This window comes from Bariatricus sp. TF06-38A, assembly GCF_027690675.1.
Taxonomy (GTDB): Bacteria; Bacillota; Clostridia; order Lachnospirales; family Lachnospiraceae; genus Allocoprococcus; species Allocoprococcus comes.
Genome location: NZ_JAQFCE010000029.1, coordinates 1 through 24,170 on the forward strand (window position 1 = coordinate 1; position 24,170 = coordinate 24,170).

The 24,170-nt window shown below is 37.0% G+C and carries 27 protein-coding genes and 2 pseudogenes; 23 read left to right on the forward strand and 6 right to left on the reverse strand.

What is annotated here, in order from left to right; all coding sequences use genetic code 11:
- Positions 1–66: 66 nt before the first annotated feature.
- The 22 genes from PG418_RS16295 to tnpC (PG418_RS16400) all read left to right on the forward strand — a co-directional run bounded on the left by PG418_RS16295 (position 67) and on the right by tnpC (PG418_RS16400) (position 17,524).
- Complete coding sequence (locus PG418_RS16295) at positions 67–204, forward strand: hypothetical protein (protein WP_158555581.1); 138 nt, start codon at positions 67–69, stop codon at positions 202–204.
- 608 nt (positions 205–812) lie between these two features.
- On the forward strand, positions 813–947 hold the full coding sequence (locus PG418_RS16300; RefSeq protein ID WP_270637191.1) for a hypothetical protein: 135 nt from the start codon (positions 813–815) through the stop codon (positions 945–947).
- Positions 948–961: 14 nt separating this feature from the next.
- A complete protein-coding gene (locus PG418_RS16305) occupies positions 962–1,099 on the forward strand; it encodes a hypothetical protein (RefSeq protein ID WP_270637192.1) in 138 nt (45 codons plus the stop codon).
- Positions 1,100–1,124: 25 nt separating this feature from the next.
- A complete protein-coding gene (locus PG418_RS16310; protein WP_498837693.1) occupies positions 1,125–1,253 on the forward strand; it encodes a hypothetical protein in 129 nt (42 codons plus the stop codon).
- Positions 1,254–1,390: 137 nt separating this feature from the next.
- Positions 1,391–2,425, forward strand: a complete 1,035-nt coding sequence (locus PG418_RS16315) for a radical SAM protein (protein ID WP_270637193.1) — start codon at positions 1,391–1,393, stop codon at positions 2,423–2,425.
- Positions 2,418–3,461 carry a S8 family serine peptidase gene (locus tag PG418_RS16320; RefSeq protein ID WP_498837694.1) on the forward strand — a complete coding sequence of 348 codons (1,044 nt, stop codon included), beginning with the start codon at positions 2,418–2,420 and terminating at the stop codon, positions 3,459–3,461. The genes PG418_RS16315 and PG418_RS16320 overlap by 8 nt, the downstream gene beginning before the upstream one ends.
- Positions 3,418–4,359, forward strand: coding sequence for an ABC transporter transmembrane domain-containing protein (locus tag PG418_RS16325; RefSeq protein WP_498837695.1), 942 nt, complete (start codon positions 3,418–3,420; stop codon positions 4,357–4,359). Before PG418_RS16320 ends, PG418_RS16325 begins: the two co-directional genes overlap by 44 nt.
- Positions 4,360–4,364: 5 nt before the next feature.
- Positions 4,365–4,991 carry an ATP-binding cassette domain-containing protein gene (locus tag PG418_RS16330; RefSeq protein ID WP_270636759.1) on the forward strand — a complete coding sequence of 209 codons (627 nt, stop codon included), beginning with the start codon at positions 4,365–4,367 and terminating at the stop codon, positions 4,989–4,991.
- A 15-nt stretch (positions 4,992–5,006) separates the two neighbouring features.
- Positions 5,007–6,212 (forward strand): radical SAM/SPASM domain-containing protein, encoded by a 1,206-nt coding sequence (locus PG418_RS16335; RefSeq protein WP_270636751.1) that lies wholly within the window; start codon positions 5,007–5,009, stop codon positions 6,210–6,212.
- A gap of 2 nt (positions 6,213–6,214) precedes the next feature.
- Positions 6,215–6,919: a hypothetical protein gene (locus PG418_RS16340; RefSeq protein ID WP_270636752.1), complete on the forward strand. Its 705-nt coding sequence runs from the start codon at positions 6,215–6,217 to the stop codon at positions 6,917–6,919.
- Between the two features lie 87 nt (positions 6,920–7,006).
- Complete coding sequence (locus tag PG418_RS16345; RefSeq protein WP_195191780.1) at positions 7,007–7,675, forward strand: ABC transporter ATP-binding protein; 669 nt, start codon at positions 7,007–7,009, stop codon at positions 7,673–7,675.
- A 17-nt stretch (positions 7,676–7,692) separates the two neighbouring features.
- On the forward strand, positions 7,693–10,296 hold the full coding sequence (locus PG418_RS16350; protein WP_498837696.1) for an ABC transporter permease: 2,604 nt from the start codon (positions 7,693–7,695) through the stop codon (positions 10,294–10,296).
- A gap of 48 nt (positions 10,297–10,344) precedes the next feature.
- Positions 10,345–10,479: a hypothetical protein gene (locus PG418_RS16355; RefSeq protein WP_256280322.1), complete on the forward strand. Its 135-nt coding sequence runs from the start codon at positions 10,345–10,347 to the stop codon at positions 10,477–10,479.
- A gap of 17 nt (positions 10,480–10,496) precedes the next feature.
- Entirely contained in the window at positions 10,497–10,634 is a 138-nt protein-coding gene (locus PG418_RS16360) for a hypothetical protein (protein ID WP_021653115.1), read from the forward strand.
- Between the two features lie 99 nt (positions 10,635–10,733).
- Positions 10,734–11,390, forward strand: a complete 657-nt coding sequence (locus PG418_RS16365; protein WP_270636755.1) for a hypothetical protein — start codon at positions 10,734–10,736, stop codon at positions 11,388–11,390.
- A gap of 14 nt (positions 11,391–11,404) precedes the next feature.
- Positions 11,405–11,554, forward strand: a complete 150-nt coding sequence (locus tag PG418_RS16370; protein ID WP_270636756.1) for a hypothetical protein — start codon at positions 11,405–11,407, stop codon at positions 11,552–11,554.
- A 300-nt stretch (positions 11,555–11,854) separates the two neighbouring features.
- Positions 11,855–12,184 carry a winged helix-turn-helix domain-containing protein gene (locus PG418_RS16375; RefSeq protein WP_055173346.1) on the forward strand — a complete coding sequence of 110 codons (330 nt, stop codon included), beginning with the start codon at positions 11,855–11,857 and terminating at the stop codon, positions 12,182–12,184.
- Between the two features lie 441 nt (positions 12,185–12,625).
- Positions 12,626–13,261, forward strand: a complete 636-nt coding sequence (locus tag PG418_RS16380) for a CatB-related O-acetyltransferase (protein ID WP_270636757.1) — start codon at positions 12,626–12,628, stop codon at positions 13,259–13,261.
- Between the two features lie 140 nt (positions 13,262–13,401).
- Positions 13,402–14,052, forward strand: coding sequence for a 4'-phosphopantetheinyl transferase superfamily protein (locus tag PG418_RS16385; RefSeq protein WP_270636758.1), 651 nt, complete (start codon positions 13,402–13,404; stop codon positions 14,050–14,052).
- 762 nt (positions 14,053–14,814) lie between these two features.
- A complete protein-coding gene (gene tnpA / locus PG418_RS16390; protein ID WP_055200999.1) occupies positions 14,815–15,198 on the forward strand; it encodes an IS66 family insertion sequence element accessory protein TnpA in 384 nt (127 codons plus the stop codon).
- A complete protein-coding gene (tnpB, locus tag PG418_RS16395) occupies positions 15,192–15,551 on the forward strand; it encodes an IS66 family insertion sequence element accessory protein TnpB (RefSeq protein WP_081019426.1) in 360 nt (119 codons plus the stop codon). The genes tnpA (PG418_RS16390) and tnpB (PG418_RS16395) overlap by 7 nt, the downstream gene beginning before the upstream one ends.
- A 311-nt stretch (positions 15,552–15,862) precedes the next feature.
- Positions 15,863–17,524, forward strand: coding sequence for an IS66 family transposase (tnpC, locus tag PG418_RS16400; protein WP_119243355.1), 1,662 nt, complete (start codon positions 15,863–15,865; stop codon positions 17,522–17,524).
- Between the two features lie 85 nt (positions 17,525–17,609).
- On the opposite strand, the pseudogene PG418_RS16405 reads toward tnpC (PG418_RS16400), so the two are convergent.
- The 6 genes and pseudogenes from PG418_RS16405 to tnpA (PG418_RS16430) form a co-directional block, all read right to left on the reverse strand.
- Positions 17,610–18,173 (reverse strand): annotated as a pseudogene (locus PG418_RS16405) (IS256 family transposase); the annotation flags it as partial.
- Positions 18,174–18,214: 41 nt separating this feature from the next.
- Positions 18,215–19,704, reverse strand: a pseudogene (gene tnpC / locus PG418_RS16410) (IS66 family transposase).
- A 173-nt stretch (positions 19,705–19,877) separates the two neighbouring features.
- Positions 19,878–21,551 (reverse strand): IS66 family transposase, encoded by a 1,674-nt coding sequence (locus tag PG418_RS16415; RefSeq protein WP_270636098.1) that lies wholly within the window; start codon positions 21,549–21,551, stop codon positions 19,878–19,880.
- Between the two features lie 25 nt (positions 21,552–21,576).
- The gene (locus tag PG418_RS16420) at positions 21,577–21,741 is read right to left on the reverse strand and encodes a hypothetical protein (RefSeq protein ID WP_173684295.1); all 165 of its coding nucleotides are present in this window, start codon (positions 21,739–21,741) and stop codon (positions 21,577–21,579) included.
- 352 nt (positions 21,742–22,093) lie between these two features.
- Entirely contained in the window at positions 22,094–22,432 is a 339-nt protein-coding gene (tnpB, locus tag PG418_RS16425; protein ID WP_117689872.1) for an IS66 family insertion sequence element accessory protein TnpB, read from the reverse strand.
- Complete coding sequence (gene tnpA / locus PG418_RS16430; protein WP_498837697.1) at positions 22,426–22,842, reverse strand: IS66 family insertion sequence element accessory protein TnpA; 417 nt, start codon at positions 22,840–22,842, stop codon at positions 22,426–22,428. The genes tnpB (PG418_RS16425) and tnpA (PG418_RS16430) overlap by 7 nt, the downstream gene beginning before the upstream one ends.
- A 425-nt stretch (positions 22,843–23,267) precedes the next feature.
- Between tnpA (PG418_RS16430) and fabD the strand changes: the two genes are divergently transcribed.
- Positions 23,268–24,119: an ACP S-malonyltransferase gene (gene fabD / locus PG418_RS16435; RefSeq protein WP_498837698.1), complete on the forward strand. Its 852-nt coding sequence runs from the start codon at positions 23,268–23,270 to the stop codon at positions 24,117–24,119.
- The last annotated feature ends 51 nt before the right edge of the window (positions 24,120–24,170 follow it).

Genomic DNA, 24,170 nt, shown 5'->3' on the forward strand with positions numbered 1-24,170 from the left:
CTGTTTAACAGCATCGGATTGGTGTAACACACATGTAACTTCATTATTGTAAAGGAGGAAAATTTTATGGAAAATTTAGAAATCAGAATTCAGAAAACAACGTTTGATGTAGAAACACAGTACTGCGATCCAAGTGACTGTTATCATGATTGCGATCATGAAGGTCCAAATAATTGTGATGCACATTTTACAGAGATTTGGTAAAATGCAGGGCGACTATCATGATTGCAAATATGAAGGCATCAATAAAGGTGATGTTGATATGACAACACTCTGGTAAAAAAAGGTAAATTATAGAAAATGGTCCTTGATTTTAATGCAAGGGTCATTTTCTAGTTTAGAAGTACATTTATTTTTATATCTGTAATAATTCAGTAAGGATTATAAATTATATTAAAATAAAACGTGAGATGAGAAACATCAAATTAAAAAAGTATTGTTGTACTGGAGATATTTGTGTAAAGGTATTGGATTATGTCAATCTTTTGATTGAAGGAGGTGAGTTCGTAGCTGCTGTTGGACTGTTAGGTTGTGGTAGAATTACATTATTAAATATATTGGGCAGAATTGGATAATTCGAGGGAGAAAACAGTTCGGATACATGGAAACGACATAACAAAGATGAAATCAGAAGAACTGACAGTGTATTGAAGAAAGCATGTCGGATTTGTGTTTCAGAATGATAACTTACTTTAAACACTTAATATCATTTTAAGAAACTTACTTGTGCGAAACTAGAAATTTGTAGGTAAGATGATTTACAGCATAAAAATGCTGATAAACCAGAATATAAATGAAGGGAGGTGTAGAACATGTTAGAACTTGAAAAGAAAATGCAGGAAGAACTTTTTGATGTAGAGGTTCAGTATTGCGATCCAGATGATTGTGACTATGACTGTTTAACAGCATCGGATTGGTGTAACACACATGTAACTTCATTATGGTAAAGGAGGATATTTTTATGGAAAATTTAGAAATCAGAATTCAAAAAACTACATTTGATGTAGAAGTACAGTACTGTGATCCAAGTGACTGTTATCACGATTGTGATCATGAAGGTCCGAACAACTGTGATGCACATTTTACAGAAATTTGGTAAGACGAGAGGAAGACTATATGAAAAAATGGAGAAAAGAATTCAGGAAGCTACGTTTGACGTAGAAGTCCAGTATTGTGATCCAGATCAATGTCTTCATGATTGTAAGCATGAAGGGACGAATAACTGTGATATGGTGGTAACATCACTTTGGTAGAAATACCAAGAAAACTTAACATTTGTCCCTGTAGGTTTTCCTACAGGGACACTTTTGTATTTATACATATTTTTCTAGTGTAATAATTTGGTAAGATTTTGTAAGTATACTAATTCCATAAGAAAGGGGGAAACCGTATGAATATTACATTCTGGGTAACCGAAAGATGCAATTTAGCTTGTAAATACTGCTATGTACATAAGCAGCCTAAAACAATGACATTGGAAACAGCAGAACAGACAATCAAATATTTTACCGACAAATTTGATGAAACTGTTGCAGCAGGAAAACGGATTAATGTGGCTTTACATGGTGGTGAGCCATTACTGAATTTTGATGTTATTCGGTATATTGTAGAAACCTTAAAAGAGCGGTATGATGGTCATATCATTTTTACAATGACAACAAATGGAACAGTGTTTGAAAAGGATATTTACGATTTTATAAAGGGTAAGGTACAGATTTCTGTAAGCATTGATGGAAACAGGACAACAAATGATACAAACCGTATTTATCCAAATGGTGAGTCTTCCTTTGATAAAATAATGGAAACCTTAAAGTTTTTAAAAGAACAGGGTGAATATATCCGGGTCAGAATGACTGTCAATAAGGAAACCCTTCCGGCTATGGCTGAAAATTATATTTATCTGGATCAGATGAATATGGGAGTAGTAACTTTTGCATTAGATGCCGGAGCTGCATGGAACCAACAAGATATGCAGATATATTATGAAAACTACGAAAAAATCATGGATTACATGATAGAAAAAGATAAAAAAGCAGCGCAGTATTTATTATTTAATATTAAAGAGGCAACCTTCAGAAGACGTACTGGCTGTGACGGTGGAACAAATACATTCCATATATCTGCGGATGGTGGAATTTACCCATGTGCATTAGCTGCTGATAAAGTGGATTATTGGCTTGGCGATGTTTGGAAAGGATTACAGCCGGAAAAACTGGAGGCGCTCCGTAAGATTAATGAAATTCCAGTGACAGGGTGTGGAGATTGCACATTTAAGCAAAATTGTTCCAGCCAGGTATGCAAACTGATTAATAAAGCATATACCGGAGATTACTACACCGTTTCTGCTTTCCAGTGCAACGAAAGAGATATTGTTTATCGAATTTATAAAAAGTACAAATATATATTGGAGGGATTACATGTATAGTCCCAAAGTGGCAGTTGTAGATTCCGGTGTAGATACACAAAATCAGGAAATCATGGAGCATGTAATTCAGGGATTCTCTTTTCAAAAGAGTGCAGAAGAAAATGGAATTGTTGAAGAGGAAAATTTTGATGATGTTTTTGGTCATGGAACTAACTGTATCGATTGTATCTTACAATTTGCAGAGCAGGCGCAATTTTATCCTATAAAAATTGTAAATGAATTAGGAAAAACGACCAGTTCTTTACTGCTTGCCGCATTAAAAAAGTGCAGGGAACTACAGGTGAATCTCATCTGTTTGAGCCTTTCCGTAACACAAATTCTTGATCCTGCTATGGAAAAGGAATTGAGGGACATTTGTAATGACTTGGAAAAACAGGGAAAGATTATCTGTGCTTCGGAATGTAATAATGCAAAGGATACCATACCGGCAATTTATAAAAGTGTGATTGGTGTGGGGGAATTATTACCAGATGCAAAGAAAAAAGTTCTTGTAGACAGGGCGGCAAGCGTTCAGGTTCTGGCGGATATTTCACCGATATTTGTTGCAGGAAAATCTGGACGATATAATTTTTTTAAGGGAACCTCAAAGGGAAATGCTTATGTGGCAGGTATTCTGGCCAGAGCTATGCAGACAGCACCGAGTATAAAAAGCATACAGGAAGCATTAAACATACTGGAAAAGACAGAGGATCCTTTAGAAAAAATTGATTTAGAGTGTGTAGGCAAGCTCCAGACTGATGAAGTGGGACAGATGATTTTGGAAAAGGTACACAGGAGATTGTTTGAATTTGGCTGCACATCTTCCCTTGACGAAATCAGCAGGTATCCATTTCTTTCCCAAATTACAGGCGTGAATTTCTTTAATTTTTATGATTTTATCAGCGGGATATATGGGGAATTAAAAATTACAAAATTGGATTATTATACCATAAAAGTAGGTGATGTTTGTACCCTGTATAATCTGGTTGAACATTTGAGAAGGAATGTGTGTTATGAAGAAAAAGAATGTTGTTTTGGAGCAGATACGAAAGTATAAATGGGGTTATCTGTTTGGAATTATATTGGTAGTTATGGACGCTATAGTGACCTATATTTATCCCCAGTTAATTACCAATATTCTGGATAAGGCAGTTCCGGCAAAAGATCCAGGGGCAGTGATCTCCAATGTTGCATATATGGCTATATGCCAGCTTGTATCTATTACAGTAGCATTGGCATTGAGTTATCTGTTTTGCAAAATGTCAAATGGCTTTATTGTTAAAATCAAGTTATTGTTGATACAAGCAATGTTTCAGGTTGATGGAAAGGAAATAGAGAAGAAATCAAATCTGTTTATGACCAGCATGAATGCAGACGTTAATAATATAGAAATGTTATCTTCCCGTATGCTTTCCGATCTGCTGATACAAATTGTGACTGTGATTATTACAGCGGTAATCCTGATACAGATCAATCCGGTTATATTTTGGTTTATGCTTTTAATTTATCCGATTCTTATTGCTATCCAGATTTTCTTTAACAAAAAAATCATGGGGCAGTCCAGAAAAGTAATGGGAAAAATGGACATTGGGAATGGTTTGATTAAGGAGTTTGTAAGTAACCTTTACGAGTATCTGGCTTTAAATGGAAGAAATTACTATATAGATAAATTTTGCAGGAATGAAACTTCTTTGCGAAATGAAATTTTAAGGCAAAATATGTTAATGGCCTATAACCGTTCGGTACCGCAACTTATTAGTACCGCTACATTTTTGACTGTACTGGCAATCAGTGGTGTTATGGTGATTAACGGACAGGTACAGTTTGGAGAGCTGACAGTGATTATTATGTACACACAAAGAATGTTTAATCCGTTGTCCTCAATTATGCTTGTAATTGGACAGTTCCAAAAGGCGAAAGTATCAATGGACAGAATCAATGAGATTGTAGGGTGAAGCAAATGGATATATCAAAAATTGAAATAAAAGATGTGAATTTCAGTTATAAAGATGTAAAAGTATATAGAAAAAATTTGAATATGTGTCTTGAGAAGGGCTCTATTTATCTGATTAAAGGGAAAAATGGTTCAGGAAAAAGTACACTGGCTGGTATCCTGTTAAAAATCTGGAATGACTTTTCAGGAACTATATTATTAGATGGGAAAAGCATTACTAATTTTTCCAGGGAAATACTTACAGAAACAATAGGAATTTGTTTTCAAAAGCCGCCGATTTTTCGTGACACTATAAGAAATAATATTGCTCTTAATGATTCTATTCCGGTAGAAAAATATATTTCTTTATTATCATTTTATAAAGATTTGGAAGAAATGGGGCGTACATTAGAGTCGGAGCTTATTGATACTGGAAGCGTTTCAGGTGGGCAGGCACAGAAAATTGGTATTATCCGGACAGTATGTAGAGAACGTTCTGTATATATTTTTGATGAACCTACATCAAACCTGGATAGTGTTTCTAAAAAAGAATTTTATGATATTATAGAACACTTGAAACAGAATAGCATTGTTATTTTATTTTCGCATGAAGCGGATGCAGAAAAAAATGCAGACTTTATCATTGAGTTGTAAAGGAGGGAATCGGATATGTATATGAGAAGTCCAAATGCAAAAGTTTTAGTACGTGAAGAAAGAGTTGTTTTGTGTAACACCAGAAACGGAGGATTTGTAAAAACCTCAGAGGCTTATTTTCAGTATCTTGAAAAATATCTGGAAGAGAACAATGGGGATTTTACCATTGAGGAAGAAGATACTGTGGTAAAGAAAAATGCCTATAAGTTATTTCAGGAACTGTGTCGGATTCATTTTTATATTTCGGAAGAACAGATGAAAAATGAGATAACCTATCCGTATCAGATCGTATATCTTTCTTTGACCAATAGGTGTAATCTAAGATGTAAACATTGTGTGGCGTCTGCTTGTATAGAAGAAGTAGATCACATGAATACGGAAGACTGGAAAAAGGTGATTGATCAGGTGTTGGTTTTAAATCCAGAACAGATTAACCTGACCGGTGGGGAACCGTTAATCCGTCCTGATTTCTGCGAGATACTGGAATATTTAAGGGCAAATTATAAAGGTGCAATTACCTTGTCTACAAATGCGTTGCTGCTGAATGACCGGCTTATGGAAATCATTAAAAAGAATGTTGATGGTGTTTCCGTCAGTCTTGATGGTTTTGATTCCTATAGCTGTACAAAAGTGCGAGGAGAAGGGATTTATGACCGGGTGATTGCCGGGATCAAAAAATTAAAAGAAGCTGGAATGGAAAAAGTATCTGTTTCCATGTTGGAAACAAAATATACCTATGGACATAATCAGGACTTTTATAAATTATGTAAAGAGTTAGATGTAAAACCATTGATCCGAAGATTTGCTCCTTCAGGAAGAGGAGAAGAGAACCAAAGAGAATTGCTTCCATCAATGGAATATATAGAGAAATTAGAAAAGCAGCATTTAAGCTGTGCATTATGTCAGCCTGGTAAAAAGGAGTTAAATATCAGTGAAAACGGAGATGTATATCCTTGTGCTCCACTTAGCAATTTAGAAAATCTTTTTATGGGAAATCTGCTGGAAACACCGATTACAGAAATTATTGAGAACCCGGCATGGAAAGAGAAATTGGAAAAGTTAAGACCTTGGAGAATGGAAAAATGTAAAGACTGTGATGTGAACCTGTTTTGCCATTCTTGTATCAATTTTACTTTGGGAATGCAGAGTGATGAGGAAATCTTCCAGAAGTTTTGTGAAAAACAAAAAGGACATTTAGAAAAACTATTATGGGGGAATTAGTTATGAAGAATAGAAAAAGACTTTTAAAAACAGTAGGGTTATTAACAGCAGCTACAGTGATGACCGTATCTTTCAATGCAGAAAGTGTTCTTGCTTACTCAACAGGGGAAGAGGCTGCTATCGCAGTTTCAGAGGAAGATCCATACGAAAATGTTACGAAAATCAATTTGAAGGATATGTTTAACCAGAACCAGGAGGATTACTACGTTTATTTTTACATGGTTCAGTGTCCGTTTTGTAATCAGGTGAAAGATAAAATGCTGAATTTTGCGGCAGAAAATGATAATGTATATTTTGTAGATTATGCTTTAAGAGAAAACCGTCCTTTACAGAAATATAATTGGGCGGCAACGCGATCCAAATATAACAAAAAGATAGGATATGTGGATAGTGATGGAAATAAGGTATTTTTACCAGGCGAATCAGAAGAAAAATATCAAAATATGAAGAATGATTATGGAAAACGTATGCGCTTCAATTTTGTGACCATTACTCCAGAGGATATTCCGGCATTCCCTGGTTCACAGGTAGGGGATATCTATACGGATATTCAGACACCAGAAATTGATTATGCTTCTATTACAAAATACGAAGATATGTTAATTGCAGGAGTTCCGGCTTTATATCGAATTACAAATGGAAAAATTACAGAATTTTATTTTGACTCTGTAGAAATAGAGGAGTTTTTCAATAGCATGGGAAGGTGAAATTATGGATATAAAGGAAATCTTAAACCCTATATGGTTGTGGATTTATAGAAGCTAAAAGAATTGCGGGATGGAGGAATCGACAGTATGGCCATACTTGAAACAACGGACTTGAAAAAGTATTACGGTTCAGGTGAAAATATCACGAAAGCATTGGACGGTATTTCATTGAAAATAGAGGAAGGTGAATTTGTTGCTATTGTAGGCGTTTCTGGAAGTGGAAAATCCACGTTACTAAATATGATTGGGGGATTGGATATCCCCACTTCCGGAAATGTCTTAGTAAAGGGAAAAAACATAGGGCAGCTAAACGAAGAAGAATTAACAATTTTTCGTAGAAGGAATATTGGATTTGTTTTTCAGAATTACAATTTAATTCCGATATTAAATGTCTATGAAAATATTGTTTTTCCAGTAGAGCTGGATGGGAATGAAGTGGAGCAGGATTTCCTGGATAAAATTATCACGATTTTAGGAATTGATAAAAAACTGGAAAATTTACCAAGCGATTTATCGGGAGGACAGCAGCAGAGAGTTGCGATTGCCAGAGCTTTGATTACGAAGCCTGCTATCGTCTTGGCCGATGAACCGACAGGAAATCTTGATACGCAGTCAAGCCTTGAAGTGATGGGATTGTTAAAGCAAACCAGTAAGCGGTTCTGTCAAACTATTGTTATGATTACCCATAATATGAATTTAGCACAAATGGCAGATAGGATTATCAGAATTCAAGATGGAAAGATTATGGACATATAATAACAGGAGGGGACAGCGTGTATTCGACCAGAAACAAGAAGTGTATGCTGAAACTAGCAAAGAAAGATTTCTTGAAAAATAGAACAAGGAATATCGTTGCTGTTTTGGCCATGATCTTAACAACGGTATTATTTGCTACCCTAATAACAACAGGGGTAGGAGCGTATGAGTCAGTCCAGCTTACTTTGCAGAAACAAAAAGGAAGTAAAGCAGATGCTGATATACGTTACATGACAGAGGAACAGTTTGAAAAATTATCAAAAGATGAAAGAGTTGATTTTGTCGGTCTTAGAAGACCGATTGGATTTTTAAGCAATGCGAAAACACATAATATAGAATTAGATTATATGGATTCTATTGAGCAGGAATTAACCTTTTCCGTTCCTACATTAGGTTGTGCGCCTACAAAAGAAAATGAAATTGCAACAACAGACAGGGCATTAGAAAGCTTGGGAATAAAGCCTAAAGTAGGCGCAGAAGTTGAAATAGAATTTGAATTACGAAATCAGATTCATCAATATAAGATGGTGGTTTCTGGAATATGGGAAGCACCAAATTCGCAAACGAGTCTGATGTTAGTATCCGATAAATTTATGCAGGAAAATGAAGAAATATTTCCATATACCTTTGACAAAGACAGGCAATATGCCGGAACGTATTTTTCAGATATAGCATTAAAAAATACGAATAATATGGAAGAACAACTTCAGAATATTGTGCTGAGCCTGGGTGGAAATCCAGAAGATGCCAATGCAGAAAATTATATTGCTTATGCAGTTAATAGAATTACCAATCCAGAAATGACTGTATCTGTTCTTATTATTGGTTTGGTTTTTGCATTGCTTTTTGTATTTGCGGGTTATTTACTCATTTTCAATATTTTTGAAATTTCAGTTTTGCGGGATGTGCAGAAATACGGTTTACTTAAAACAATAGGAACTACCCAAAAACAGATAAAATTTTTAGTCCGTATTCAGACATTATGGTTATTGCTAATTGCATTGCCATGTGGATTATTAATCGGATATTTTCTTGGAAAGGCAATACTGTCATTTGCGATTGGATTTATTACAAATGAGTATTCAAATCTATCGGTAGAGGTTTCGCCAAACATAATTATCTTTTTAGGAGCAGCCGTTTTTACTATCTTTACTGTATTGGTCAGTGTAAGAAAACCAATCAATATAATTTCTAAAATTTCTCCTATGGAAGCACTCAGATATTCTGAGAAAACGGAGAAAAGCAAGAAGATAAAGCATACCAAGAAAATTTCTGTTTGGAGGTTGGCTTTATCAAATGTGAAGAGGAGGAAAAAAAGAAGCGTATTTATCGTTATATCCATGACACTTTGCTGTATGCTGTTTAATTCTACTTTAATTATTGTAAATAGCATTGATATAGAAAAAGCACTAAAAGAGCAGTGTGCAGCAGATGTGGTAATTGCGAATGGAAATACCTTCAACAATATCAAAGGCTATATACATCATACAGACAGGCTTGACGAGAACATAGTAGAACTTGTTGAAGATCAGTTTGATATTGAAGATAAAGGACTTATTTATAAAAATACGTTAGATGACAGAAATGTTACGATTGATTATGGACTTACTTACGATAAAGCAGATTTAGTGAAAGAGGATGGAAAAGCCGGTATCATGGTGGAACAGTATTATATTCCATTGGGATATGATGATTTTCCGGTATGCAATGTATATGGCTGCAATGAGAATGTATTCCAGAGATGCAATTTTCTGAAAATAGCAGATGACATATCGGTTGCAGAATTATATCAAAAACTGGAAGAAGGAAATTATGTTGTTGAAGCAGTACGAAAAAAACAAGGACAGTCTTCGGTAAATATGGAGGATTTCCAATGCGAAATTGGAGATAAAATCAAGGTTCGCAGTAATGGAGAAGAAGAGCGCGAGCTTGAAGTGATTGCTCAAATGAGTGTGACCTCAACGGAGTATGAAGTCCCTAATGTTACAACAGGAATTACTGCTGTTGGAGGGGACGCTCCCATGTTTTATATTTCAGAAAACACATTTAAGAATATATATGAAAAGCCTTCTCTGATGAGTTTTTCTTTTAACGTAGATAAAGAAGAGTTAGTACCGATTATGGAACAAATAGACAAACTTGTTGAGCAGAAGGAAGGTGAAATTGGCTGCAGTTCGGTTATCATGCTGAGAAATAGTTTGAGTGGTATTAAGAATACCGTTTATATCATTGGTGGATTTATCAGTGTAATTTTAGGTATGTCAGGATTTATTAACTTTATAAATTTAATGATTACCAATATCATTACTCGAAAAAAGGAATATGCAGTTATGCAAAGTATCGGCATGACAACAAAGCAGTTGATCAGGCTTATTGTAAATGAAGGATTGTTATATGCTTTGTCTTCAGCGGTATTAGGAATTGTACTTTCTGTTTTGGTAGGAGGTACAATGATAAAAATAATCTGTAATGCAATTTGGTTTATGACCTATAAATTGCTGCTATGGTCGGCGATAACGTTATCTGTTGTAACTATAATTCTTTCGGGAGTGATTCCTGTAATTGTGTTTAAATCTTTCAATAAGGAAAGTATTGTAGAAAAAATAAGAAAAGATTTTTAAGTTGTCATTTGACAATTTTAAAATAATTTCATGAAGGGAGGTATCACTATGATGAATATGGAGCCAAAAGCACAGGAAGAAGAATTTGACATTGAAGTTCAGTATTGTGATCCTGATGATTGCTTGAGTGACTGTGTTGTAGAGGAAAATATCTGTACAGCAGTAGTAACTGGTTGGTTGTAGTAGCAAAGGAGAAAAATATGGGTGAAGTGGAGAAAAAAATGCAGACAGAAACATTTGATGTGGAAGTGCAATATTGTGATCCTAATGATTGTCTTCATGACTGTGTTCAGAGTGGATACAATAACTGTACAGCAGTAGTAACCGGTTGGTTATAAAATTTAAAAACACAAATGAAGCAAGAAGAAATGCGCCAGATAAAACCATAAGGGATAGTTTTCTGGTGCATTTCCATTATAGAAAAGGAGAGAAAAACTATGTATCCATTTCTAGTTGAAAATATGGCAGATGGGGAAGCCTATATACAAAATTTAAACATTGAAGTAAGATCCAAAGAAGTTTGCTATTTTATGTGTGGGGAAAAGTTTGGACGGATACTGTTTGAAATTTTTTGCGGATATAGAAAACCGAAAACAGGTGAGATATTGGTATGTAATAAAGATTGGCTTGATATAGACGAAAATAGTTGTTCTCTTTTAAACAGGCGTTTGTTTGGAATAGCAGCAGAAGAGTTTCCGCTGATTGAATTTATGACGATTGAAGAAAACATTTCTATGCCAAGGCTATTAGATGGAGATAAATCCAATATGGAGGAATTGGTTAGGGCATTTAATATAGGACATTTATTACAAAAACATTCTTCGGATCTTAAACATAGAGAAAAAATGAGATGTATCTGCGCACGTGCCTTTTCTGGAGGCAGAAAGGTTGTAGTAATGTTTGATTTATTCAAGAGAATGCAGGCACAGAGCAGAGAAGAACTTACAATAATGACTTATCATGCAGCAAAAAGTTTGGGAATATCTGCTCTTTATATAAGCGAAGACTTAGAAGAAAATTATGGTGCCTATGATCTGCTGTACAAATATCGGCCTGAGAAAAAGGAATTTTCTATTTTTGATTATCGTGCATGAATGGAGCTGTCGAAATGGAATGTAATAGAGAATGTAGACTGCTGTTAAATGATTTGAACCGTATTCTTTTAGAACAGTGTTTGGAGCAGAGAGTTCGTTGTGGATATTTGAATGGTCCAGTGCAGGAATTAGCAGAGTGTATCAATCAGTTACTGGATCTTTGAGAAAAGGCAGCGACAAGGACATTGAATTATTGTACTATGCGGGCAGAACTGCTGAGCAATATTAGAAATCCGTTAAGCTGCATGAAAACAAGTTGTTTTCTGGTCAATTCGCTTGTAGAAAAGGAAAATATCCAGTCTGAAAAGCTCCGGGAGTATCTTCAAATTATAGAGAAAGCAGCGGAGGATATAGAGAGTACATTAAAATGAGAAATGATTAAAAAGGTGCTGGACGGGCAATTTTCGTCCAGTATTTCTTTCTGGAATGAGAATAGAATTTACAAATCAGGAGGAGGCATACACATGAAGTATGTTTTTCCAGAATATAAAGAGAATGTAGTGCTGGGCAACGGGAAATTACAGTTAAATCCAATGTCCTATCAGGTTATCTACGAAGGAAAGGAGATAGACCTGACACCCAGGGAATTTGAAGTTTTGTACCTACTGGCTTTAAAACCAAACTGGGTAATGCCAAAGACAAATATTTATCATTCTGTATGGGGGATTCATTATCATGATGATCAGATACCATACAGAACAGTAGAATATGTGATATGGAAGATAAGAAAAAAGATGGGATATGATATTATCGAAACATTGGTCAATGTGGGGTATAGACTGAAGAAGTTATGATTTTCTGGAGATATAATTGATATGAAACGGTATGTTATTACAAATGGAGGATATATTACATGAATGAAAACAAGAAAAGTGCGAAAAAGTATCACCAATCTATAATTATTGCTTTAGAGAAAAAAGTAAATGATATGAAAGACTCAGCCCATAGTTTATATAATTGGAAGATTAATTAATGTGATAACGTGTGCTTGAAAATATGGTAGAAAAAATTAGAGTATAAATAATTTTTCTGATTTTTACGATATTAAAATTGGAATAAAGCTGTACATATTATCTTTATAAAGCGGTAAAAGAAAAATTGAAAACAATATTGAATTTTAATATAGTTGATTATATAATAGATTAAGAAGAAGGTAGGTGAATTACATGAAACAATGTATTGTATTAACTGGAGTAGTTATATTTTAAATTAAAAAACTATTTAGGAGGATCAGAATGACTATTCCAGAAAATAAATTATATCCTAGAACCAATGATAAGCAAACCATTTATTTAAAATATGCTATTTCAAATCCTAATATAACAGTGGGAGAGTATACAATGTATAATGATTTTGAAAACGATCCCACTTTGTTCGAAAAAAATAATGTTTTATATCATTACCCAATAAATAAGGATAAACTTGTTATAGGAAAATTCTGTTCTATAGCTTGCGGAGCAAAGTTTTTATTTACAAGTGCTAATCATACAATGAAGTCCTTATCTACATACCCATTTCCTCTTTTTTTTGAAGAATGGGGGTTAGACAAGAAAGATGTAACAAAATCCTGGGACAATAAAGGGGATATTATTATAGGTAATGATGTGTGGATTGGATATGAAGCAGTAATTTTATCAGGAGTTACAATTGGTGACGGAGCAATTATTGGAACTCGTGCTTTAGTTACAAAGGATGTTCCGCCATATACTATTGTGGGAGGTATGCCTGCAAAAATTATAAGAAAGAGATTTGAAGAAGAAACAATTAACCTTTTGTTGGAAAAGAAATGGTGGAACTGGTCTAGAGAAAAAATTGCGAAAAATATAAAGAACATCCAAAATGGGTGTATAGAAAATTTATATGACTTGTAAATAATTTAAGTATGAAACATGTTTGTTGATTATTATTGATAGTAAAAAGATACGTCTTTGAACCAATGACGTATCTTTTTATTATAGAACTAACAGAAGAAGCCTAAGAACCTAATATTATGTACCGAAGGAGAAAATAAATGGAAAGTTATTTTTTGACAATAAAAGATGATGATTTTAATATGCAAAATAGGTTGCTTCAATATATATCATATGCACGGTATCAAAAATTAAGTCACTATTATTATAATATAGATAAAAAATTATCATTATATGGTGAGTTAATTGTACGAATGGTTATTTCGAGATCATTAGGTTGTCATCCAAGGGATATAAAAATAGAAGAAAATTATTACGGAAAACCGTATATTTCAAATTTTAAGAATGTTTTTTTTAATATATCTCATACTAAAAAAGCCGTATTATGTGTGATTTCAAATATTGAAGAAATTGGTGTCGACATAGAGAATATTGATAATTTTTCTTTTGTAGGGATAAATCAAATATGTCATACCAATGAGCTGAATTTTTTAAATACTTTGCCAGCAGAAGCTAAGAAAATAGAGTTTTGCAAAATATGGACTAGAAAAGAAGCCTTTGGAAAAAACGTAGGCGTTGGAATTGGACAGAATTTAAAACAAATTAATACACTTATTCCTGAAAAGAATAAAAAATATATTACTTGGATAAATGGTTCATATATTTGTTCAGCGTACTGCAATCAAAAGGAAAGCATTAACAATATTATTGTTAATGAGAGAAATATAAAAAAATATTTTTTATCCATTTAATATTAAAGAAATTGATAAAATTTATTTTATATGGTAGTTTGATTATCCTATATAATATAATAGGCTGAAATTGTGTCAATGGAGCATTATGCTGGCGTTAGTTTGTGGTTAATCGTCTGCTTAACTATTTCTAAAACGGTCATTGAAAAACGAAACAGCAGTCGATTGAGGCACAGAATGCATCTATAATTTAAACAAAGGAACTTTAATGATTGCCCAAAGTATAGAAAGAATGTCTAGATAAATACAAAATTTTGATTTTTTAGAGTATAGATCTATTTCTATAAGGTTGAATGAGGGTGTAAAAATTCTTGTGTCTATGGAAAGTAAATCTTTCTGATAAGAAATAGATATGTAAAATTTTGCTGTCGAATTAATGATTATGCGGCTGTCGAATATATCTTTGTACTTACAGTATTGCCATGTAGGAAAATTATATACATCATTTTCGATTTTTTTGCATGACAAGTAAGGCATCATAATTATTGCCTTTTGTGGGCTCTGCCCACACCCGACCTCTGGAATAGGATCGGAAATTTCTGGCAATAATATAAATGCCGAAGGAATAGACAGAGAGCAGGAATGAGGGTAAGCGATGAATAATCCACCGGTTTTTCAGTATCCAAAATTTATGAGATAATCCCTCTAAGGAGTGGTATCTCTATAACTTTTCCAGTTTTTTGCACTTAGGACCATTTCACTTCAGTTCTTCTGGTACCTGTGCTAATCTCACTCCAAATAAAAAACAGGAGTTGAATTTTTATGCCTAAAAGAAATCCAAGACGTACAGATAAAGAATGGTTGGATCTGATCCAGGAATGCCGGTCCAGTGGTCTTTCTGATAAATGCTGGTGTCAGGAACATCATATCCATACAAGCAACTTTTATTACCAGATACGAAGACTTCGACAAAAAGCCTGTGAGATACCGGAACCAGTCCATTCTTCTTTCTCAGGAAAACAGGAAGTTGTACCGCTTTCTTTTGAGGAACCGGCAGTCTGCCCATCCTCAGTGCAGCTCAAAACGGATACCATTCCAGACTCTGTTATAAAGATCACTTATCACAGTTTCCAGATTGAGATCACCAACGCAGCAGACCGTGAGACCATATTTCATACGTTATCAGCGCTGCAGGATTTATGTTAGGTGATCTGTCCGGTGTGTCTAAGATCTTCGTTATCACCGGACGTACAGATATGCGAAAAAGTTTCGACGGGCTTATGGCTATCATACGCGATACATATGAACTCGATCCGTATGCAAATGCAGTTTATCTTTTCTGCGGAAGGGATAGCCGGAAACTTAAGGCACTCCATTTTGATAAGGATGGTTTTGTGCTGCTCCAGAAAAGGCTTGACGGAAACGGCAGGTTCCAGTGGCCGCGGAATGCTTCGGAAGCCCGTCTTTTGACGCGTCAGGAATTCCGGTGGCTTATGGAAGGTCTTTCCATCGATCAGCCCAAAGCAATCAAAGGCACAGGCAGAAAAAAAGATTTCTGATCCTTTGTGCAAAACAGAGAATTTTAAATTTTCTATATCCGTGACAGCAGGCAGCCGCCAGACACTTATCCACTGCTTTCTTTTTTCCTTTCGAATGCGATGTGGATGAGACTCAAAAAAACATCTGTTTTAAAACAGCAGGTGGATATCTTTCCTAAAAGAATGAGCATACAGGCATATCTTTCATTTTTTTAGGAAAGATATCCACAACTGAGGTACCGTCAGATTGACAGTACCATCTGTCCCGTCTGTTTGCCATATCCTCGTACTTCTTTTATAATAGGGATAAGAAAACAAAGGACGGAAATGCCATGCCTCATGATACAGAAGATATGATCCAGCTTTTATTAAGCACGAATAAAGAACAGGAACAGACCATTGTGGATCTCAGAGCTACCATAAAAGAGCTCCGCAGCACTATTGCGAACCTGAACGAGACGATAGATGAACTGAAAAGGAAGATCTTTGGAACATCCAGCGAAAAGACCAGGCGTCCTGATCAGGAGGAAGGAATCCAGGAGGAAGAAACGGTGACCGTTGTAAAAGAACATACACGGACCAGAAGAAAAAAGTCTGTTCGTGCAGATCTGTATGAGGCCCTTCCCATAAAAGAGATCTCCTGCGATGTTCCCCCGGAAGAAAGGATCTGTCCGGACTGTGGTTCCCCGATGGAACACCTGGGGTATAAGTTTGTCCGGGAAGAACTGCGTATCACTCCGGCAAAAGTGGTAAGGGTCCATTACATGCAGGAAACCCTTATGTGTCCTGTATGTCGGCAGGAGGATGAAACAACGATCGTAGAGGCAAAAACACCGACACCGCTTCTTGCCCATAGTCCCGCATCGCCGGATATGGTGGCAATGGTCATGTACCAGAAAAGCTTTCTGCACCTTCCCTTTTACCGTCAGTCAAAAGACTGGATGGAAAAAGGGGTGCCTGTCCCAAGAGAAACTGCAGCGCACTGGTACAATTACTGTTCACTGGAATATCTCTCTCCAGTCTATGAAGTAATGCATCAGGAACTGCTGGCAAGAGAGATCCTCCATGCAGACGAGGTACCCTGTCAGGTGCTTCATGAAGAGGGAAAAACTGCCACTTCAAAATCCTATATGTGGATCTACCTGAGCGGGACTGATGGAAAACCACCGATCATCCTGTATGATTACAGACCCGGACGGAGCGGGGATTATCCGATAGAATTTCTCCATGGTTTCACTGGGATGCTCCAGTGTGATGGGTATAGTGCATACGGCAGGATCGAAGATGTTGTCCTGGTCTGCTGTCTTGCCCACTGCAGGCGTAAGTTCTTTGAAGCAGTCCCAAAAGCACGTCAGAAAAAGCTGAAACTTCTGGACATTAATTCTGAACAGGAACTTGCAGAACCTCCGCAGGGAACTGCAGAAGACAGTTCCCTGCTCCCTGCCGAAAAAGGAGTTGCATTCTGTAACCGTCTTTTCTATATGGAACGTCTCTACAAAGAACTTCCACAGGAAGAACGAAAACAGAAACGCCAGGAAACAGAACCTGCCATCTGGAATGAATTCTGGACATGGTTGGAAACCCTGGAGCCTGCTGGCGGGAGTAAGCTTGAAAAAGCGGTAAACTATGCCTTTAATCATAAAGAGACCCTTATGAATTATCTACTGGATGGAAGATGCGAGATCTCTAATAATGCAGCGGAACGTCGGGCAAAAACCTATGTGACGGGGCGTAAAAACTTTCTGTTTCATGATACTGCTGATGGAGCAACGGCAAGTGCCATTGTATTGAGTCTCATAGAAACAGCGAAAGCCAATAACCTGAACATCTATCATTATCTCTACACCTTGCTGCTGTATATTCCGGACTATAAAAATGAGCCCGCAGGCATAAAACAGCTGCTGCCATGGAGTGACTTTATAAAAGAAAGATGTACAGGGATCATAGATATCGAAAAAGTAAGACCTGAAGAACGTGGGAACCTGAATATTTAAAGTTCCCTGGAAGTCGTGACCGGATGATTATTCATCGCTTACGAATGAGGGGCTTAAAAGTTCCCATTCCTGCTTTTCTTTTCTCTTACAGATAAGCAGTAAGCCGTTCTCCGTAAAGGACTATCAGCTGATTCAATACCTGATCCCAGTTCCGGTATCTCTGCGTCCACTTTTTGACTACGTTCTCGCTGGCAAGATACAGCATCTTTTCCAATGCAGAATCGCTTGGGAATACGCTTTTCGTTTTCGTGACTTTCCGATACTGGCGGTTCAATCCTTCTATGATATTTGTCGTGTACATAATGCGTCTGATGTCATTAGAAAACTGGAAAAAGGAACTTACATCTTCCCAATTATTTTCCCAGTTACTGATCGCGTACGGACATTTCTTCCCCCATTTTTCTTTCATGTTTTCCAGCTCTGTTAAAGCGGCTGTTTCGTTCGGAGCATTGTACACTTCTTTGAAATCTGAGGAAAACTTTTTCAGATCATTATAATTTACATATTTGAAAGAATTGCGTAGCATATGGATCACACATCTCTGGATCTCTGCCTGCGGATAAACTGCCTGAATAGCTTCTTTAAGACCCGGAAGACCATCCACGCAGAAGAAAAGGACATCTTTTACTCCGCGGTTCTTAAGATCATTAGTAAGCGCTTAATTTTTTGGTATGATAAAAAAATCCCCGACTACTTTTCAGTAGCCGGAGCACCTTGACAATTCACATATGATTGATTTGATTCGTTTGCACGACGTTCGATCTCAGCTTTGATGGTTTCGTTCCATGGCGCCAGAAGTTCTAATTCATCATCACTCATCCTATCATCAGGCAGTTTTTCCAGCAGATAGGTAAGATAGTGATAGACGTTTACTCCATTGGCTTTTGCCATTTCTACCATTGTGTACACGATAGCGCTGGCCTGGGCTCCGTTTGGTGTATCGCAGAACAGCCAGTTTTTACGGCCTACTGTAAACGGGCGGATCGCATTTTCACTGAGATTGTTAGAAAAACTGCAACGGCCATCTTCCAGGTGGAAGAGTTGGTTAATATACAGCATTCCCTGTACGGATGGCTGGGTATAATCCAGAGCCTTTCCCTTGGGAATGGCATCTGTCAGATATCTTCTGATGTGTGCCCAGCAGGCTGTGCGTTTGGCATCCGGAACTTTATTGTATCCACTATAGCCATCACACATCAGATAACCCTTGAAGCCGTGAAGAAAATCTACGGCATTGTCCCCGGCCCGGGTCTCCGAGTATTTATAGAGGATAATAGGTGGTCCTCCGTCTTCACCACTGCGGAACAGCCACATATACGACTTGATCTGTGCACGGCGTTCCGGTTCATGCAGAACCTGAAGTGGCGTTTCATCTGCCATCGCGAATCCACGTTCCAGAAGTTTCCTGTGGAAGTATTCGTACATAGGAAGAAAAAATGCTTCAGAATTTCGGATCACCCAGTTTGTCATAGTAGCTCTGGTGATCTCCACGCCATACTGTTTCCAGTCCTTTTCCTGACGGTAGTATGGGAGACCATTACAAAACTTCTGGTACATTACCCAGGCAACCGTTCCGGCAGAAGCCATTCCATAAAGCATATGAGATCTGCCATCTTTTCCTTTTTTGATAACCGGAATATCCTGAAGCCTGCACTGCGGGCACTCATAGCTCTTACTGTAGTATCCATATACTTTCAGTTTTGCCGGTACAAAGACCAGTTCCCGGCGGACAAACTCTTCCCCGATTTCTTTCAGCGGGGTACCACAGACAGGGCAGAGTTTCTCTTCCTCAGAAAGTTCCAGATACTTTTTTCAACAGGAACTCCCTTAAAACGCTCCGCATCTGTAGCTCTTGCTTTTCGCTTTTTTGCTGTTTTTTCCGGAAGAATTGCTTCAAGATCCTCTGCTTCTGCAGCTTTCGGATCCTGTTCCAGTTCCGCCTCATTGAAAAAGTTTAACTGGCCTGGAATATCGAGGGTCCTTTTTTCGCTGGAGGTGCCAAACAGTTTTTTACGGAGAAGGTCTATCTCTTCTTTCAGATTATCCCGCTCCTGGGTGAGAGCCTCTTCCCGTTTATTGGCAGCATCGACAGTTGCCTGAAGTGTTTTTATCATCTTTTTGAGATCGTTTATCATGTCCTTCAGCTCACGGAGCTGGATATCTTTGGAACTGTCTGCCACTGCTTTTCCCTCCTGTTTCTGATGTTTCCATTATACCAGAAAACAGTGGTTTTTCCCAGCAAAACAACGGATTTACCAAGACTTGAAAGTGCCGAAAAGTTACTGTTCAGAGGTTAGCTGGACATGAGAAAACCGATGGTGTAGACTAATAACAGTCAAAGCCATCGGTTTTCTTATCCAAATATTCTGGATACTCTGTCAAATATATTCGCTGGTTCTTCTAGCCGCACCAAAACAAGCATGCTCATGCATTGGCAGAGATAATCGATACTTTCGAAACTCCTAAATGTCACAGCCTGCGCCTGTTTCCGCTTATAGTTTCTTAGAAGCCTTTCGGCTTCATTATTAGTGGCAGGTATTCGGGAATCATGCAGGAACAGCAAATGGTTCTGCATATATTTCTCCATTCTCAGGAATAAATTATACCCGTCTCTGTAATAATTGTTTGCCGGAACATTTCCGTATTCCGCCCTGGCTATTTCCAGTATCTCACGGTATCTTTTTTCGAATTCAGATACCTTTACCGGATCCGGTTCCTGAAATGGCTGGCATTCGTTTCGGAAATGGATCATCTCCTGTACCAGTGAACGCATCTCTTTGTTCCAGGTGCGGTCTGGTTCATTATCCATGCTGTCTTTCAGGTAACGCAGCACATGGGCAAGGCATTCCTGGTGATCTGCTCCATAATTATAAAAGGTAATATCATGGTCATGGACAAGGATCCCCTGATAATCCTCTGTAACAGTCCCTTTTACTCCCTCGTGTCCTTTTTTCTCACGAGCGAAGTACAATGCTTTTCCGTCTGGTGTGGCACAGACATAGATCTGACAGCTTTTTCCGTTTTCCCTGCCGCTTGTACAATCTGTATGCATAACAGGGGAAAGCAGCATGTCCGCATAGGCTGCCTTGCGCTCGGGCTCTGTTTTTAAAGCAAACTCCCTGCTGAGTTTACTTATCATGCCTTTGGAAATATTCAGTTTTCCATCCGTCAGATCAGACAGGAACTTCCTGCTTTTATCAATAGAGGTACAGCAGTCATTGTTCAGAAGGAACAAAAATGCCCGGATGTTGCCATCATAATTCACATCATCAATAACACCATCCGGAAATGCAGCGTGTGCACGTTCGCCGGTCTGGCTGTTATAATAAACATCTGCATGGTATTCTGTTACATCCAGGACCACACGGATACTTACCAGTTGTTTTATGATTGTTCTTGCTGTCTTTTTAAAAGCACAGTCTTCAAGCACTTCTTCTGGTGGCGGAAGGAGGATTACCGGATGTGTAGGCTCCTGCTTTTTTCGGCCATGCCCTTTATGTCCTGGCTGTCCACCGGGTTTCCGTCCTGTTTTTTCCCTGCTGTTTGCAATCTTTTTCCGCCGGATGGCTTTTGAAGAAGGAATAGATGAATTTTCATAATCACGGTTGATCTGTGCATGAAGTTTCAGGTTCTTTCCCTGTTCTTCTTCCAGCTGGGTGGCGGTTTCATAGAACTTAAGGCGGAATTCTTTTGCTTTCTCCAATGCATCATCTCTTTGTCTCTCAGCAAGAAGAGCACGTTTCTCCATCTCCCGAAGCTTCTGGTCAGCTTTTTTCTGCATTACCTCAAACTCCAGCAGCATATCCTCCAGTACCTGAAACCAGTAATTGCGGACACGGATGGTTTCTTTATGTGCATCCGCTATCTCCGTTAGCAGCACCTGAATCTTACGTTCATAGGCTCTGCACTCCTTTTGATGGAGTTCTTTCAGCTTAATATAGTGTTCACCGGATTCCAGTTCTTTATTTCTTGTCTGTGCGGCTTTCAGCCGACACATGAGTGAGATGTAATCATACGCATCAGGCATATGTTTTCCTCCAGTACAGTTATAATCAAACGCCACTGACAATGTCTGTAATCTTTGAGATATGCTCTTCCAGATATTCAATCAATTCTTTTTGTTTCTGGATAAATTCCTCCTGGATTTCAATCTGTTTGAGATAACCGGCAAGAAGTTCATCACGTTTTCTAAGTTCTTCTTTAAAATCAATATTCATAAGTGAACCTCTCTTTCTTAAGAAAAAGTATAACAGAAACATAGAAAAAAAGCGAATCACCAGAAAGTGCCTTTTCGTCAATCTGACTGTGGATAAATAGCTGTTTTATAATAAAAAAAGTATTCATGCAGACCTTGAAACTTCAAGAATGGGTTCCCAAAACTAGAATCTGGTGTATAACTTTTAACAAAAAGAACAGCAGGAAAAACTATAAACACAGTTTTTCCTGCCGCGAATGGTTATCCACAAAATAAAAAAATAAATTTCGTCATTTTTTACAATGACTTATGCATACCTCTGAACAGTAACGCCGAAAATACAGTAAAAAACAAGAGTTTTATGTGCATCTTTTTTACGTTGCCTTGATCGCTTTGGGCTGCTCAATATCAATGCCAGACATCAGCCAGTCGAACTCCCGCCATGTAAGATTCCGGACTTCAGATTTATTCCTGGGCCATCGGTAAGATCCCTGGGCGGTCAGTCTTTTGTAGATCATAACGATCCCGTCAGGCTCTTTTAAAATAGCTTTGATACGGTCGCATTTACGACCGCAGAAAAGAAAAAGTGCATGGTCAATCTCCATCGAAAACTGTTCCTGGATGATCGCACACAATCCATCAATGGACTTGCGCATATCTGTTCTGCCACAGACGATATAGATCGCATCAACACTTGAGATGTCCGCTAACATAACGACTCCTTCAGCGTATCCATAAGCATCTTCAGAAGTACCGGTTTGATCTCATTACTCATTCGTATAAGCAATCCGTCTGCTTCGATTTCAATCGTATGTGAATTGTCAAGGTGCATAGGTCTGTTTCCATTATCTGGGATCAGTCTTGCCGGAGAAGACTCCGGTTCTATAGCAATCTGGACTACATTCTGTTTATGGGATGTAAGGTCAAGAGTACTGGCTTTGGGGGCTGGATCCGGTATCTGACAGGCTTTTTTGCGGAGACGGGTAACTGCATTGTAAAAACAGCTGGGAGATATCCCATGCTCATTACACCATGCAGCATCTGTCAGGCCACTTTGTCTGCATTCGGTTACCAGATCCATCCATTCGTCCAGGGAACGCCCTGGAGCACGTTTCTTACTCATAATGAAACCTCCAAATGTAGTAAATTTCTATCTCCTATCAAGCGGAGTGTAGTAAAAATCTATTTACTATCATTATGAGTTCAAAAACGTAGACAGTAAAGCTACCCAAGATTTAAGCGCTTACGGTTGAATTAATCCCCGCTAAAATGCGGGGATTTTTGTTTTTTAGCATTTTTGATTGAGTATTTACTAATAAAGTATGTTAAGCCTTGGTTGATTTACATGTTTTTTTGACAAATTATTCAGTGAAAATGTCATCATTTAATAAAACAAAGGAAAATATAATACAATACAAATAGAAGTTTTGAAGGATTTATTTTAGAAAAACACAAATATTAATTGTTGTTGGAGAAAATAATTTCTAACTAATTATAAATAGGTATTATTGGGTTTATCTATCATTATAGGAAGGAATGATAATATATATGAAAAAAGCTTGTATGTTTCCAGGACAAGGAGTTCAATTTACTGGAATGATGAAAGAAGAGTATTGTAATAAATATTCAAAATATATAAAAAGTGCTGATGATATTTTGGGTTATTCAATTGTAGACATTTGTAATAATAAAGATAGAGCACAGATGTTAAATCAAACAGAGTTTACTCAACCAGCCATGTATATGGTAAATGCATTTTCTTATTTTGATTATATTGAAAGAGAGGGAATTCCAGAATACTGTATAGGGCATAGTTTAGGAGAATTTAATGCTATAGCTGCTGCAAATATTGTAAGTTTCGAAGAAGGACTAATATTAGTCAAAGAAAGAGGTAATTTAATGTCGGAAATTACAAATGGTAGCATGATGGCTATATTAGGAATAAATAGGGTATCTGTAATAGAAACAATAAATAGATATGGTTTTGAAACAATAGATATTGCGAACATGAATAGTTATACACAAACGGTAATTGCAGGACCTATGAAAGATTTAGAAGAAGTAAAAAAAATTTTTGAACTATTGGGGGCAACAGTTGTTTTTTTAAAAGTAAGCGGACCATTTCATACAAGATATATGAAAAATGCAGCATTGAAATTTGGATCAGTGCTTAGGAAGGTAAACGTTAAAGAAGCATCTATTCCAGTTATTTCAAATTATACAGCAAAAGAATATATAAGTGAAGATACCAAAAATAATTTAATTAAACAAATATACAATCCAGTAAAATGGGTTCAGTCAATAGAGTATTTGATTGATCAAGGAGTAGATGAATTTACACAGGTTGGACCAGGACGTGTACTAAAAAATCTATATAAAAAAATTGTAAGTGATGAATAAGTAAGTTGAAAGTCGATATAAAAACTAGAGTATATGTTAGGAGGATTAAAT